Here is a 14,481-nt window from a genome sequence, read left to right on the forward strand (position 1 = left end):
ATTAATCGTAATGTATTCCCATAAAGCTTGTAGCACTTCTGGGATCGTAAACCGACCATGCATTTCCCCACGGAAAATTAAACGTACAGGTAGGGTATGGCGTCTTTTTCTTTTTTGTAGGCCTTATTCCTAATATCATTGATAAAAATTGATTATTTCGCTCAAAGACTTTCATTTCCTTTGCCTCACTCCAATCATCCCATGTTTTTGCATCTGATTCTTCATAAGTATTCATGAAAATCTTATCCAGTGTATCTCCCAGAAAACAAAGATCAAATGAAAGTTTATAGCCCTTAACATCAACGGCATCAAAATAATACCAGAAATAGCCTGTTTTAACATCACGCATTCCGTTATTATAGTTTTTGTAAAATTCTGTCTGCTGAAGATCTTTTAACAGCATACCTTTTTCTATCTGTAAATAATGCTCTTTGAGTATTATATTTCCGTTCTCTGCATTAACTTCCATGCTTTGCATTATTTGTTGGAGCATAAATATACCCTATTCTCCAACAAATTCCACATTTATAGAGCTTGAAGCTGTATTACGGATTAGAAATAATTAAAGTAGACGGAATATCGGATAACCAAAGGCTCTTTGAATCGATAAGGCTTCTCCAGCTTTTACTGCTGATCAGCATAAGATCCTGAGACTCCAGAAATTCTTTTTCTATAGTTCTTTCGTTGTATAATGTAATATGATTAGGAGCTATCTGCTCAATACTTCTTATCAGCTCACGGATTTCTGTATTCCTACGAATTTGCCCTACCACATCCAAAATAATAATCTGTGAGTCGTTGTTATTAATAAGCCTTTTTGCATATTCAACAAGGTAGAAATCATTCAGGTCGAAGATTGGTACAAATACCTTTCCTGCATTATCGAAATTCTTATCTACCATTATTCCCACAGGAATATTGGATTTATCTAATATCCCCAGAGTGAAATCGTCAAATGGCGAATTATTGAACATATATGATTTACCCTTTACGGTATTCAACAGTCTTTCCGGATTAATAATCTTGGTTGTAAAACCTAACAATCTGCCCAGTAAGCTTCCTTCATAAATCGATCTTCGGAGCATAATGAGCAGCAAATCATAATTTCCTTTGTTGGTAATATTCACCAAATCATTTTCAGCATCATTAGAAGCTTTAAACAAAGTGGTAATCTGCAGTTTAAGTTCATTAGAAGTCTGTACAACATCTACAAATTGTTCATTCTCAAAATCCTGCATTTCAAAAGCATGAAGTTCCTGTACCGGAGCAATATTCATTGCTGTGATGCTTTTATTTCCATTCATCTTATGGGTAAAGTTATCAGCAAGCCTTAGCAGAGTACTTCCTGATTCCGGCCCATCGAAAGAGAGCAATACTTTATATTTTCTACCACTATCGTCAACATCTTCTTCGTTTTCGGATTTTTTTCCTTTAAAAATATAATTGATAAAGTCTAATGAAGGCCCTGTCATGAATGTTGTGAACAATGCCATAATAACCATCATCGCAAATATTTCCGGACTTAGTACACCAAGGTCATAGCCAATATTCAGAACAATTAGCTCCATCAATCCACGAGTATTCATCAATGCGCCAATAGTCAAACTATCTTTCCAGCCTATACGGAGAAATTTCGCTGTGAGTGCGCTTCCTATAAATTTACCGGTAACGGCAACTAAGATAATTAGTCCGGCCGTCATCCATAAATGACCATGATTTAACAACCCAATCTCTGTTCTCAATCCGGTAAAAACAAAGAACAAAGGAAGCAATACAACTAATGCTACATCTTCGACTTTTTCTATAAAAATATTTCTGAATTTAGTATTCTCAGGCATAATAGCACCCGCCATAAAAGCTCCGAACAGTGCATGTATACCAATAACTTCAGTTGCATATGCAGAAATAATAAGAATGAGGAAGAATATAGCAACAACAGATTTGCTCATAATTCCTTTTCCGGTCTGCAGGTCGGCTATTCTTTTCAGGAACGGACGTACGACTTTAATCATTAAGAATACATATGCAATTGCCATAATAATGACATAGATAGAACTGGCAAATGATCCTGCTTTTACAATGGCAATAACTGCTGCCAGAATACACCATGCTGTAATATCATCGGCTGCTGCACAGGTAATAACAATAGTACCCAGTTTTGTTTTCTGCAGATTCCGCTCCTGAACAATCCTCGCCAAAACCGGGAACGCTGTAATACTCATTGCAATGGCTATAAATAGTGCAAACGAGCTAAACTGCACACCATCCGGCGCAAATTCTTTATAAATAAAATAGGAAAGCCCTATTCCTAAAGCAAAAGGAATAATAATACTGGCATGACTAATCACTACTGCATCGTGAGCTTTCTTTCTAAGAACACTAAGGTCGAGTTCCATTCCAACGATATACATAAAGAAAATTAGTCCTATCTGACTAAGAAACTGAAGGTTTCCTAATGATTCTTTAGGGAAAAGAAATGCTGAAAATTCAGGAAAATAAAGTCCTAAAAGAGAGGGGCCGAGAGCAATACCTGCGATCATCTCTCCTATTACGGAGGGCTGCTTCATCTTCATGCATATCCACCCAAAAAGTCTTGCTACCAATATAATAGTGACAATCTGTATCAATAACAGAGCAAGTGGATGATGCAGATTTACCATAAAAGAATCTACAAAATTATCCCAGGTAGATCCACCGCTCGTTTTAGATATAATGTTTTCTCCGGCTTCCAAAGTTTTACCTTCTATAAAGAACCAATACATTAATCCGGAGAAGAATATAATGGTTGTAATATAAAAAATAATATTCCTGTACTTTTGCATTATGTTACTATTTCTTATCTGCAAAATTCAAAAGAAATTTAAAATTTTCAATGTTAATTTTTAAAAAATGTAGTGAAAACTCTTTTTTTTGTAATGAAATTTATGCTTCTGGTATTGAAGCTTTTTTCCGGATTTTCATTTCTAATAATTCTCCGTATTTCAAACAATTAATTACCAAGCTTTTCCATAAGATCAACCTTATAAACCTCACTGATATGTAGTTTTGTAAAATGTTCTCCGTCTTCAGAAATATTGGTGATAATTTCGTTTGCAGAAACTACTTTTATGGATTTTAGTGCTATGATTTCCTTTTTATTAATCTGCACAAAGTCTTTTTCCGGAAGCATCTCCAGAAGTGTTTTGAAGTTAATATTCTTTAGAATAATCACTGTACGGTCATTCAGGATTAAATCTTTATCCCTGCTATCTATTTCGGAAGTTTTTATATAAGCAATCTGATCTGTAAAAATGTGACTTTTCCCCATATTGGTATTCCATTCTATAAAGCTGCTTTTGGGTATTTCCACAAATTCTTTAGCCTTTGCAAATGCCTGCTGAAGCCGTTCTTTTTTTATGGGTTTTCTTACATAATCTACAACATTAAGATCGAAAGCTTCAGCTGCATATTCTTTATAAGCCGTTGTAAATATGATCTTTTTATGAGAAATAAGTTCCGCAACCTGCAACCCATTTAATCCCGGCATTTCTATGTCCAGAATACACAAATCACAATCGATATCATTGATCTCTTCGAGGAAATATTTCGGGTTATTAAATACCCGGACTACCTCTACCCCTTCTATCTGTTCACAAAGGAGCTTTAGATAACTTATAGCCAGAAGCTCATCATCTAGTATAACGCACCTGATTGTATTTGTCATTGAGATCAATTTTTAAATATGCTGTGTATATATTGTTGTGGATCTCTTTACTTATAGAAAATTTCTTTTTGTAGAGCATCTTAAGTCTCTGCTCCAGAGATTCCCCTCCGAATCCACTATTCCCCTTTTGCAAAGGTGATTTTGGAGAAATCCTGTTCTCTACTTTTATTTCCAGAATGCCGCTCTTTAAGGAAAGCAAAACAAAAATAAAAGAATCATCGACCAGAAAATCTGTATGTTTAAAAGCGTTTTCAATAAAATCAACTGTAATTAATGGGGCTAAAACTTTCTCCTTATATACAGGATCCTGTTTATCAATCTGCGATTTTATTCTAAAGTCAAATAAAGGATTAACTTTTATTTTATTGATTTCTATAAGATTGCTTGTAAAGTCCAATTCACTTTCAGGCGTTACAAACTTTTCGCTGCTTTCATATAAAATATAATCCAGCACTCCTGACAATTTATCCAGAGACACATACGTCTGATAAGCATGAGACTGAACAGAATTAAGAATATTTTTAAAAAGATGTGGATTCAGCTTTGTCTCTATATAATCCAAACGGATATTTCCCAATCTGTTTTTCAGTACTTTTTTATCTTCTGTTAAGGCCTTCTTCTCTTTTTGCAATATGTTAATCTTATAGATTAGATATCCTGTTACTCCTAATAACAGGAGTATTAATAAAAAAACTAAAGTATTCCCGGAAAGCACAATTCCTTCATGATTCATAAATCACTTCTTGTATGGTGCAAAGATATATCTTAATTCATTACAAAATATCTGCCTGATTTTAATGATACTGCAAATTGTTATCTCTAAAAAGTTTTATACATTTGTGTACGCTTTAGGGGTATTCTGAAAAGAATTGAGAGAGTCCCTTTGAACCTGATACGGCTTACACCGACGTAGGGAAAAGCAAAAAGAAAGCTTTAAAGCTTTTGCTTTTGTTTCAGATATTTTCCTAAAGCATATTTAATCAATGACTATGGAAGAAATACTCTGGAAACACATTCTGTCGGTAAGACAAATATCCCCTCTCGTACATAACATAACCAATTTTGTGGTCATGAACAATACAGCTAACGCATTATTAGCTGTGGGTGCTTCTCCTATTATGGCTCATGCCCCCTCTGAAGTAAAAGAAATGGTCAATATATCTTCAGCTTTAGTTATTAATATCGGAACTCTTGATGAGACATGGGCAGAATCCATGCTAATTGCTGCGAAAGAAGCCTCTTCACTTGAAAAACCATGGATATTAGATCCTGTAGGTGCTGGAGCAACAACTTTTAGAGATGCTATACTTAGCAAGTTACTGCATTGCCATCCAACTGTAATCCGTGGAAACGCTTCCGAAATTATTGCACTGGCAAAAGCCAATAAAACCACAACTAAAGGTGTAGACAGTACTACTGAAAGCATTGAAGCTCTGGATTCAGCAAAAATTCTCAACGAGCAATACGGGGCTATTATCTGCATTTCCGGAGAGAAAGATATTATTATAGATGGGGAGAAAATTATATTTATTAGTAACGGACATCCATTAATGACAAAAGTAACCGGATTAGGCTGCTCCGCATCTGCGTTAATAGGAGCTTTTATCGGTTGTATTGATAATAAAACTGAAGCGACCGCTGCCGCAATGGCATTATTGGGCATTTCAGGAGAAATTGCTGTACAAGAAAGTAAAGGACCCGGAAGTTTACAAATGAACCTCATTGATAAACTATACAATATAACTGAGGAAGAATTCAGAAGTCATATAAAAATATCGATGTCATGAGTATAAATTCTTCATTTCCCTATCAACTCTATTTAGTGATCTCTGAAGAAGCCTGCAAAGGCAAAAATTTTCTTGAAGTGGCTGAACAGTCTATTCTGGGCGGTGTAGATATTATTCAGCTTCGTGAAAAACACTGTATTACTGCAGATTTCCTGAGAAAAGCACAGCAGCTAAAGGATATAACAGATAAGTATTATATTCCGTTGATTATAAATGATAATTCCGAAGTTGCCAAAGCTTTAAATACTCACGGTATTCACGTCGGGAACAACGATATATCTCCTGTAGAACTCAGACAACAAGATTTCTGGAAGAATAAATTTATCGGCTATTCCATTGAATATGCAGATCAGCTTTATAATGAACATACACAAACATCCGATTATCTCGGAATAAGTCCTGTATTTGCGACAACAACCAAAACCGATACCGTAACAGAATGGGGACTGGAAGGCATTACAAAAATCCGTTCCATAACCACTAAACCATTGGTTGCGATCGGAAATATTTCGTTACAAAATGCATACAATGTAGTACAAGCCGGTGCAGATTGTATCGCTGTTGTCTCGGCTATTTGCGCTGCTGATGATCCACAAAAAGCAGCTTATGAACTCAAAAACAAAATTTTAAAATGAAAAAATATACAAGTCCCTCTGTCTTAACCATAGCAGGTTTTGATGGCAGCGGGGGTGCCGGAATTCAGGCAGATATCAAAACTTTTTCAGCTTTAGGCTGTTTTGCAACGTCTGTATTGACCGCTCTCCCGGTACAAAATACACAGGGAGTACGAAAAATATATTCAATCCCTGAAGAAGCTGTTGCCGATCAGATTGAAGCAATACTGGATGACATTTTCCCTTCAGCTATAAAAATAGGTATGGTGCATACTCCACAATTGGTAGATGTTATTGTCAATACCCTGGATAAATATGATAAAGTTCCTGTTGTATTCGATCCTGTAATGGTAGCTACCAGCGGACATAGACTTATAGAAGAAGAAACTATTACTGCTATTGTTCAAAAATTATTTCCCCTAGCTGATGTTATAACCCCGAATATGGATGAAGCATCAATTTTGGCTAATATGCAGGTAAAAACATTAGATGATATGTATACCGCAGGCGAAAAAATATTAAATCTGGGCTGTAAAAGTGTTTTACTAAAAGGAGGACATCAGGAAACAGATATGATAACTTCGTTATACTTTGATGGATCAGGGAAAATATCTTCTTTTGAAACTGAAAAATTCCAAACCAATAATACTCACGGCTCCGGATGTACTTTATCCTCAGCCATTGCAGCTTATTTAGCACAGGGCAAAAATCTGTCCGATGCTGTTTCGCTGGGACAACAATATGTTTTTGAAGCCATTAAAAGCGGGAAGGATTTAAAAATAGGCAAAGGAAATGGCCCGCTTAATCATTTTTTCAACCCTCAAAAATTAATTATACATGAAATGGTCTGAATATACCTGGAAGCAAATAGAAGAATATTACCAATCTATACTAAACATGCCTTTTGTTAAAGAATTGGCGGAAGGAAGCCTTCCAAAAGAGAAATTTCAGTTTTATATGGCTCAGGATTCTTTATACCTTGAACATTTCGGACGGGCACTCTCGCTTATAGGAGCCAGAGCATATAATATTAATGATGTTTTATCTTATATGCGTTTTGCAGAAAATGCCATCGTTGTAGAAAATGCATTACATGAGTCTTATTTCAAAGATTTTGACGTTACCGAAAAAGGGAATATGCAACCCGTTTGCCATCATTATATTCATTTCTTAAAAAGTACTGCTGCATTGGATGCTGTGGAAATTGCAATGGCAGCTGTTCTACCATGTTTCTGGATTTATCAGAAAGTCGGTGATTATATATATGAGAACAATAAAACAGATAACAATCCATATAAGAAATGGATTGATACTTATAGCGGTGAAGATTTTGCAGTAGCTGTCCAACAAGCTATTGAGATTTGTGATAGAGCAGCCGAGACAACTACTCCGGAAATCAGAACTAAAATGACAGAAGCTTTCATTACAGCCACACAAATGGAATACTATTTCTGGCAGGCAGCCTACGAACAAAAATCCTGGATATAAAAATAAAGCCCTGAGAAAACTCGGGGCTTATTTTATTTATAAGAAGCGGGCATTATATTAAAAAAATAAAATTTAAATAACTGATTTTATTATATTTACATGTAATCCATAAGATAAAATTAATATGATTGGTATTATAGCAGAGCTGGTTATTTCATGGCTTTTACTTTGGTTGTTTGCCAAAACTAATCTGGAAGCTTTAGGGCTTCTTCCATCAAAAAATAGATTAATTAATGCTGGTATCGGCTTATTATTATCCGGAATATGCTGCATACTCTATCATGTATTGAAAACATATCCCGCAGATAACAGTTGGATATTAAATAAACAAATTTCTTTTGTAATCATATTAAAAAGTACCTGGTGGACTTTTAAATCAGTACTATTTGAAGAACTAATATTCAGAGGTGCTATTTTATATTTGCTAACAAGGACAATGAGTGTAAAAACGGCATGTATTTTATCCGCAACGTCCTTTGGAATCTATCATCTATTTTCCTATAATGCCTTTGGTAATCCTGTACAGATGGTTATTATATTCTTAATGACAGCAATCTTAGGTTTTGCATTGGCTTATAGTTTTACTAAAACTCAATCCCTTTTCTTGCCTGTTAGCTTACATTTCGGATGGAATTTCTTTAATATTGTTATTTTCTCAAGCGGTCCACTTGGACCACAACTCTTTATAAAAGCAAATGCAAATAAATTACAAGATGGCATATCACTAGCAATCTTAGTATTTCAGACAATAGCATTACCTCTTCTTATATGGTGGTACTTAAGTTATATTTCAAAAAAGCCTAAACAAATTTAAATCTCTGTCTAGGCTTCATTATAGGTTATTCATTTGTAGATGATTTCATATCATCTATATCTTTTTTTCTCTTTTTAATAAATTCAGTTGGGCGAAGTCCATTAATTTCCTGAAATAAATCGGAGAAATTCTGTCTTGAAGCTATTCCACATTCATCGGATAAACTCTGAATTGTATAATTAAGATATTTTTCATTTTCATACATCAGCTGCGTGATATAATTTATTCTCAATATCCCTAGGTACCTACTAAAGTTCATTCCTTTTGTCTCATTGATAAATTGAGAAAGATAAGTACTGTTTGTTTCGAAAGTACCCGCAAGCTTATTTAATGTAACTCCCTTTTCAAGGAACTGCTTTTCTTTTTCAAACTTTTCTAATTTATATTGAAGATCTTTATAAACCTCCTCACTCATCGTAGATTTACTCTGAGAAGAAATATTCTCATATGGAACCGAAGACAGCTCCGGCTCTATATGATGCTGAAGATTGTCTTCCAGTTTTTTATACTTTGTTTTAATTTTCTTTTCGTTCTGATAGTATTTCCAGACATTATAAACCAATACACTCACTATCATACACAAAAGAATAATCATACCCAATCCCCATTTATTCTGGTTCTCCAGTTTATTCTGAATATCTACAAGATTCTGCGTATCATATTCTCTATGTATTTTAGAAGAAAGATAAGTAAAATCCCGAGTTAGTATTCCATCAGCTTTTAGTAATGTTTTCGTATAATATAGCTCCTGTTTTGGATCATCATGTTTTCTGTAATAATTAATAAGAAGTTCATAATTTTCTCTTAATTCTGGTAGTATAAAATTATGCTTCTGAAAAATTGAGTCCACTTTTTTAAATTGCTGTACAGCCTCATCTTCTTTATGAAGACCTAAATAACTTTTTCCAATATAAAAATCCACAACTGAGGCCCAAGCAAAATCTCTGTTATTATCTATTATAGGAATAGCTTCATTAAAGGTTTGGATTGCTTTTGCAAACTTTTTCTCTTTAAATTCTAAAACTCCTTTAGATTTTAATAGATAACCTCTTTCAAGTACAAATTCATTTTTCTTATCTCTTTTAATAAATGCTAATCCTTTATCCGTTAAAAAATTTGCTCTTTCAATATTTCCCAAATGTATATAACAAACAATAGCCAGGTGTAAACTATTAAGATATCCCCTACTATTATTATATATTTCATATGGAGTAAGATTCCCGGTCGTTTTAGGTTCGAAGTAAGCAATACACTCATTAAAAAGTACTAAAGCATCATTGTAATACCCCAAATAACTTTTAACAACCCCCAAATGATAGATTAATTGGTTTTTCTGATAGTCATCATTTCCTTTTTTAGAATATTCATATGCTTTCAAGTATTCATCTAAAGCAGATTTATATTTCTTTAAATTATAATAATAAATAGTTCCTTTCCCTAAGTATGATCGTCCAATTAAATCATTGTTTAGTGTTTTCTTTGCTGCGGCAATACAACTATCAGAATATGTTAATTTCTTTTCAACATTTGATGAATAGTAAAATGCATCTTCATAAGCACGCATTAACTCTTCATAATTCTTTTCTTTTTTAGCCTTTGCAATTACTACATTAATTGTAGTAAGTGCTTGTTCATTATTTTCTTCAATATCTTCATATTTCTTCTTCAATTCATCATACGATTGAGCCTTCAAATTTCCATGTTGAAAAATAAAAATGACTAGTAAAAAATGAAATATGTATTTTTTTATATGCATTGCTGTTTATAATGGGCAATTTATTCCTTCAAAAATAATGAAAATACATCAAATAATAATACAGAAGTTATAAAATTAAAGAATAATATTTCATTATCCACAAAACAATTAAAACATTGTAAATCAATAATTTAAATACAAAAATATCGTCCTAATATATAAATTAGGACGTCTTTATCTATAAATTAACCAATATAGGACTACTAATTCTTGTAGTTAAGAATATTCTCACATAATTTAGTCGAAGGAAAATGAAAGGAAAAAAAGACCTCTATAAAACGAGGTTAATTATAAAATAAATCAATTATGAAAAAGTTAATCTTATTAGCAGCAACAGCCATCATATTATTTTCTAATATAGGTTGTAGAGAAGCAGAAGAACTTGGCACAATTGGAGGATCTACACCTACAAATAGTACTGCCAACGTAAATGATACCAAATTAACAAACAATAACATAATTAAAGATTTAAAAGATCAACAAGATTCAGACAAGAAAAAAATTAATCCTGTAGCAGAAGTAACAGATGAAAGCAAGACCGACAAGGGGAGTAAAGATAAGCTACATTACTAATTAGACCAATTTCACATTCATCATACATTTTAATCTTCTTCTTTATGGGGGTTTTCCTACTTGCGAGAGCACTTTTTGGAAAACCTCTGTTAAAGAGGTTTTTTCGTTTATATCTATTACGTACTTTTCAAATAGATTTTTAAGATTAAGAGATTAGTCAACCATCTTAATACCATACAATTCAACTTCAATTATACATAGTATATTTCTTTGGACTCATTCCAATATGTTGCTTAAATATCCTGGAAAAATGTCCCAGATTGGTAAACCCTAACCTATACCCAACTTCCGAAACCGAATATTTATTTTCTTTCAATAATATGGCAGCTTCTTTCATTCTTAAATCCTGATAGTAGCTGAAAATACTATTACCAAATATCTGACTAAATAAACGTTTCAGCTTTGTAGGGCTCATACCAGCAAGAACAGACAATTCAATAATAATCGGAGGTTTTCCCAAGTCTTCAATGATTAATGTTCTAATCTTATAGATAGTTTCAATATCATGAACATTTAGAGCATAGAGTTGTTTTTCATCCCGTTTATCCAATTCCATTAATAACCGGCAAATCAACTCTTCTGCTTTTATTCTTAAGAAAAATAACTCAAAGCCCTCTTCAGTATTTTCTGAAATTATATCATTAACGATTTCCAGCAAAGATGGATAAAGTACTTGTTCAAAAAGATAAGGCTGAACGTTCTGTAGTAAACCTTTTAAAATTGGGGACTTTTCATAAGAGTAAAATAAACTATTCAGATAATGAGCATCTATTTCTATATTAATGGTAGCAGTATTAGAATGGATAGAAATAACATCGTCAGTGTTCAATCGACTGGTTCCAATCATAACAGAAGGAATTCCTGATTTTGAGAACACATTCTGAAATTTAAAAAATATCATCTTTCTAGTGGCATCTATATCTGGATTCTCAATAACCAAATCTTCATAAAGCTCATAATTACTGATAATCATTCGGATATGTTCATTAAAAACAAAACCTCGACAATATCCCCTACCAAATCTGGCAGGGATTTCTAACTTTCTATTTGTCACTTCCTCTCCCAACAAGTTGGCAAAAAGCTCAATAATTTTTGGAACTGTAATATCTCCCATTCAACAAAAGTCTTTTACAACTATTTTCATGTCTAATGTAATTATTTTATCCGTAATAATACTTTCAAATTTGTATCGTAATCAAATAAGACAAAAATAATGTTACTAAAAAATAAAAAAATAGCCATTATCGGAGCTGGTCCGGTAGGGCTAACCTTTGCAAGGTTATTACAACAAAAAGGAGTTGATGTAAATGTTTATGAAAGAGATAAAGATTCCCATGCAAGGATTTGGGGAGGAACTCTCGACATTCATAAAGATTCAGGTCAGAAGGCTCTTAAAGAAGCAGGATTATTAGATGAATACTTTTCCCTGACAACACCAATGGGAGCAACAATTACCGATGAGAAAGGAAACGTCCTATCTGTAAAACAGATCACGTTGCATAATCAGCATGACAATCCCGAAATTAACCGAAACACCCTAAGGACAATGCTCTTAAATAATCTAGCTGAGAACACTATTATTTGGGATCAAAAATGTATTGACATTGAAGCAAGCCAAGACAAGTGGTTATTACATTTTGAAAACGGAACCTATGCTCTTGCTGATTTTGTAATTGAAGCAAATGGTGGGATGTCTAAAATAAGAAAGTATGTAACAGATACTCTTGTTGAAGACACTGGAACTATGATTATTCAAGGTGATATCCCACAACCAGAACTAAATTCAGCTGAGTTCTTCCGGTTTTGCAACGGAAACAGGACAATGACTTCATATCAGGGGCATTTATTGGTTGTAAATCCGTATAATAATAACGAACTATCTTATGGTGTAATCTTAAAAAGGCCGGATCCACAGGATATCACTACTCCAAACCTACGTGATACAGAAAGTATCCGCGAATTTCTTTTAAAAAGATTTATGCACTGGGGTGGACTTTATAAACGGCTATTAAAGTCTACTCCTTCTTTCCGAAGCCTACCTATAAGAAAATTCCCGATCGAAAAACCATGGAAAAACAACCGCCCGCTGCCAATTACCCTTATTGGAGATGCTGCGCATTTAATGCCTCCTTTTGCAGGTCAGGGTGTGAATACGGGGCTTATAGATGCTCTTGTATTATCCGAGAATCTGACGAACGGAAAGTTTGAGTCTATACAAGCAGCTATTAGCAACTATGAAAAACAAATGTTCATCTATGCAAGCAAAGCACAATCAGAGTCCTGCGAAAATGAAAGATTAATGCAGCAACCAGATTTCTCTTTTCAGAAGCTAATTTTATAAATAAACCTCAATAAAACAAAAAATGCTGATCCAACAGTGATTTAAAAGCATTTCTCTGCTTCAAAATATTCTACTCAGCACAATATAACACTTGTAAACAATTGTTTTACATATAGATATAACATAATTTATGTAAATTTAATCTCAAGTATTACATGTTATGAAATCTATAAAAATCTTATTTTTTTCTTGTGTTTCTTTAGTTTTACTATTGTTTTCCTCAAGGCTTTCAGCACAAAGGATAAAGCGGCTAGATGGTTCTTCAATTCATTTCAACCAATTAGACCATACCATAAAAAAATTAATGGATACTGCAAAAGTGACTGGTTTATCTGTCGCTGTATTCAACAAGAACAAACCAGTATTTATTAAAAGTTATGGTTATGCAGACCTCTCAGCACAAAAAAAGATGAATACCACCACCATTTACTGGAGCTGCTCTTTGAGCAAAGCTGTATTTGCCTATATTGTTTTAAAAATGGTAGACAAAGGTATTATTAATCTTGACACTCCATTAGTCCAATACCTAAAGAAGCCACTATATGAATACACCTTTACAAAGAAAACCCGAGGATATCAGGATATAAAAGAAGACAAAAGATACGAAAAGATCACGGCAAGAATGTGTCTGGATCATACAACCGGTCTACCTAATTACAGAGGATTCGAAACTGATGGAAAACTAAGAATTAAATATGATCCGGGAACCAGGTTTAGTTATTCAGGGGAAGGAATGTATTTATTACAGTTTGTACTGGAGCAAATCACAGGCAAAGATTTTGAGATTATTGCTCAGGAAGAAGCTTTTCGTCCTTTAATTATGAAAAATAGCAGTTATGTATGGCAGGATGCTTTTGATAAAGACTATTGTATTGGACATGATTCATTACAAAAGCCTTATGAATTCGACAAAAGGACTTCTCCCCATTCAGCAGGATCAATGTATACTAGTATAAATGATTTTTCAAATTTCTTTACAGCCTTATTCCAGAAAAAGGGACTTTCAAAAAAAAGCATCCATGAAATGTTTTCTCCACAGATTCCTATTCTTTCCAAACAACAGTTTGGTCCTAATGCTTTAGTAGATGACAAAATGATTACTAATACCAAAATATTTTATGGATTAGGGGTAGGTCTACTTAAAACACCTTATGGCTATGCTTTCTTTAAAGAAGGACATAGTGAAGGCTGGGGACATTATGCAATAGGATTTCCAGAAAAAGGCATTGGTATCATTATTATGACAAACAGTGATAATGGAGAAAGCATTTTTAAATCCTTAATGGAGAAGGCTATTGGTAATATATATACACCTTGGTATTGGGAAAATTATACCCCACTCGAACAAAAGCTAAATAATAGAGTCAAGTAAAATCTGCAATAGATATCATCACAACATATTTGA

At 33.5% G+C, this 14,481-nt stretch carries 14 protein-coding genes and 1 riboswitch; of the genes, 8 read left to right on the forward strand and 6 right to left on the reverse strand.

Annotated features, from left to right (window positions below):
* Position 1: 1 nt before the first annotated feature.
* The 4 genes from ATE49_RS01730 to ATE49_RS01745 all read right to left on the reverse strand — a co-directional run bounded on the left by ATE49_RS01730 (position 2) and on the right by ATE49_RS01745 (position 4,436).
* The gene (locus tag ATE49_RS01730) at positions 2-469 is read right to left on the reverse strand and encodes a hypothetical protein (protein ID WP_065081006.1); all 468 of its coding nucleotides are present in this window, start codon (positions 467-469) and stop codon (positions 2-4) included.
* A 76-nt stretch (positions 470-545) separates the two neighbouring features.
* Positions 546-2,822: a cation:proton antiporter gene (locus ATE49_RS01735; protein ID WP_065080822.1), complete on the reverse strand. Its 2,277-nt coding sequence runs from the start codon at positions 2,820-2,822 to the stop codon at positions 546-548.
* A 167-nt stretch (positions 2,823-2,989) separates the two neighbouring features.
* The gene (locus ATE49_RS01740; protein WP_035589505.1) at positions 2,990-3,703 is read right to left on the reverse strand and encodes a LytR/AlgR family response regulator transcription factor; all 714 of its coding nucleotides are present in this window, start codon (positions 3,701-3,703) and stop codon (positions 2,990-2,992) included.
* A complete protein-coding gene (locus tag ATE49_RS01745) occupies positions 3,669-4,436 on the reverse strand; it encodes a histidine kinase (RefSeq protein ID WP_065080823.1) in 768 nt (255 codons plus the stop codon). Before ATE49_RS01745 ends, ATE49_RS01740 begins: the two co-directional genes overlap by 35 nt.
* A 107-nt stretch (positions 4,437-4,543) precedes the next feature.
* Positions 4,544-4,636: riboswitch (TPP riboswitch) on the forward strand.
* A 50-nt stretch (positions 4,637-4,686) separates the two neighbouring features.
* Between ATE49_RS01745 and thiM the strand changes: the two genes are divergently transcribed.
* The 5 genes from thiM to ATE49_RS01770 all read left to right on the forward strand — a co-directional run bounded on the left by thiM (position 4,687) and on the right by ATE49_RS01770 (position 8,406).
* On the forward strand, positions 4,687-5,490 hold the full coding sequence (thiM, locus tag ATE49_RS01750; RefSeq protein WP_065080824.1) for a hydroxyethylthiazole kinase: 804 nt from the start codon (positions 4,687-4,689) through the stop codon (positions 5,488-5,490).
* A complete protein-coding gene (gene thiE / locus ATE49_RS01755; RefSeq protein WP_065080825.1) occupies positions 5,487-6,125 on the forward strand; it encodes a thiamine phosphate synthase in 639 nt (212 codons plus the stop codon). Before thiM ends, thiE begins: the two co-directional genes overlap by 4 nt.
* Positions 6,122-6,955 carry a bifunctional hydroxymethylpyrimidine kinase/phosphomethylpyrimidine kinase gene (gene thiD / locus ATE49_RS01760; RefSeq protein ID WP_065080826.1) on the forward strand — a complete coding sequence of 278 codons (834 nt, stop codon included), beginning with the start codon at positions 6,122-6,124 and terminating at the stop codon, positions 6,953-6,955. Before thiE ends, thiD begins: the two co-directional genes overlap by 4 nt.
* Positions 6,942-7,592 carry a thiaminase II gene (gene tenA, locus ATE49_RS01765; protein WP_065080827.1) on the forward strand — a complete coding sequence of 217 codons (651 nt, stop codon included), beginning with the start codon at positions 6,942-6,944 and terminating at the stop codon, positions 7,590-7,592. The genes thiD and tenA overlap by 14 nt, the downstream gene beginning before the upstream one ends.
* 124 nt (positions 7,593-7,716) lie before the next feature.
* Entirely contained in the window at positions 7,717-8,406 is a 690-nt protein-coding gene (locus tag ATE49_RS01770) for a type II CAAX endopeptidase family protein (RefSeq protein WP_065080828.1), read from the forward strand.
* A gap of 25 nt (positions 8,407-8,431) precedes the next feature.
* Here the strand turns inward: ATE49_RS01770 and ATE49_RS01775 are convergent, their stop codons facing one another.
* A complete protein-coding gene (locus ATE49_RS01775) occupies positions 8,432-10,099 on the reverse strand; it encodes a helix-turn-helix domain-containing protein (RefSeq protein ID WP_233174333.1) in 1,668 nt (555 codons plus the stop codon).
* Positions 10,100-10,468: 369 nt separating this feature from the next.
* Between ATE49_RS01775 and ATE49_RS01780 the strand changes: the two genes are divergently transcribed.
* Positions 10,469-10,735, forward strand: coding sequence for a hypothetical protein (locus ATE49_RS01780; protein WP_065080830.1), 267 nt, complete (start codon positions 10,469-10,471; stop codon positions 10,733-10,735).
* Positions 10,736-10,922: 187 nt separating this feature from the next.
* Here the strand turns inward: ATE49_RS01780 and ATE49_RS01785 are convergent, their stop codons facing one another.
* On the reverse strand, positions 10,923-11,849 hold the full coding sequence (locus ATE49_RS01785; protein ID WP_065080831.1) for a helix-turn-helix transcriptional regulator: 927 nt from the start codon (positions 11,847-11,849) through the stop codon (positions 10,923-10,925).
* Positions 11,850-11,948: 99 nt separating this feature from the next.
* Between ATE49_RS01785 and ATE49_RS01790 the strand changes: the two genes are divergently transcribed.
* Together ATE49_RS01790 and ATE49_RS01795 are read left to right on the forward strand one after the other, a co-directional pair.
* Entirely contained in the window at positions 11,949-13,076 is a 1,128-nt protein-coding gene (locus ATE49_RS01790) for an FAD-dependent oxidoreductase (RefSeq protein WP_065080832.1), read from the forward strand.
* Positions 13,077-13,236: 160 nt separating this feature from the next.
* A complete protein-coding gene (locus tag ATE49_RS01795; RefSeq protein WP_081278397.1) occupies positions 13,237-14,448 on the forward strand; it encodes a serine hydrolase domain-containing protein in 1,212 nt (403 codons plus the stop codon).
* Positions 14,449-14,481: the final 33 nt, after the last annotated feature.

The sequence above is a fragment of the Elizabethkingia miricola genome, assembly GCF_001675285.1.
In the GTDB taxonomy this organism is placed as follows: domain Bacteria; phylum Bacteroidota; class Bacteroidia; order Flavobacteriales; family Weeksellaceae; genus Elizabethkingia; species Elizabethkingia miricola.

Coding starts and splice junctions, on each gene's coding strand:
- ATE49_RS01745 (WP_065080823.1), bottom strand. CDS start 4,436: ATGAATCATGAAGGAATTGTGCTTTCCGGGAATACTTTAGTTTTTTTA.
- ATE49_RS01770 (WP_065080828.1), top strand. CDS start 7,717: ATGATTGGTATTATAGCAGAGCTGGTTATTTCATGGCTTTTACTTTGG.
- thiD (WP_065080826.1), top strand. CDS start 6,122: ATGAAAAAATATACAAGTCCCTCTGTCTTAACCATAGCAGGTTTTGAT.
- tenA (WP_065080827.1), top strand. CDS start 6,942: ATGAAATGGTCTGAATATACCTGGAAGCAAATAGAAGAATATTACCAA.
- ATE49_RS01735 (WP_065080822.1), bottom strand. CDS start 2,822: ATGCAAAAGTACAGGAATATTATTTTTTATATTACAACCATTATATTC.
- ATE49_RS01790 (WP_065080832.1), top strand. CDS start 11,949: ATGTTACTAAAAAATAAAAAAATAGCCATTATCGGAGCTGGTCCGGTA.
- ATE49_RS01795 (WP_081278397.1), top strand. CDS start 13,237: ATGAAATCTATAAAAATCTTATTTTTTTCTTGTGTTTCTTTAGTTTTA.
- ATE49_RS01740 (WP_035589505.1), bottom strand. CDS start 3,703: ATGACAAATACAATCAGGTGCGTTATACTAGATGATGAGCTTCTGGCT.
- ATE49_RS01785 (WP_065080831.1), bottom strand. CDS start 11,849: ATGGGAGATATTACAGTTCCAAAAATTATTGAGCTTTTTGCCAACTTG.
- ATE49_RS01780 (WP_065080830.1), top strand. CDS start 10,469: ATGAAAAAGTTAATCTTATTAGCAGCAACAGCCATCATATTATTTTCT.
- thiE (WP_065080825.1), top strand. CDS start 5,487: ATGAGTATAAATTCTTCATTTCCCTATCAACTCTATTTAGTGATCTCT.
- ATE49_RS01730 (WP_065081006.1), bottom strand. CDS start 469: ATGGAAGTTAATGCAGAGAACGGAAATATAATACTCAAAGAGCATTAT.
- thiM (WP_065080824.1), top strand. CDS start 4,687: ATGACTATGGAAGAAATACTCTGGAAACACATTCTGTCGGTAAGACAA.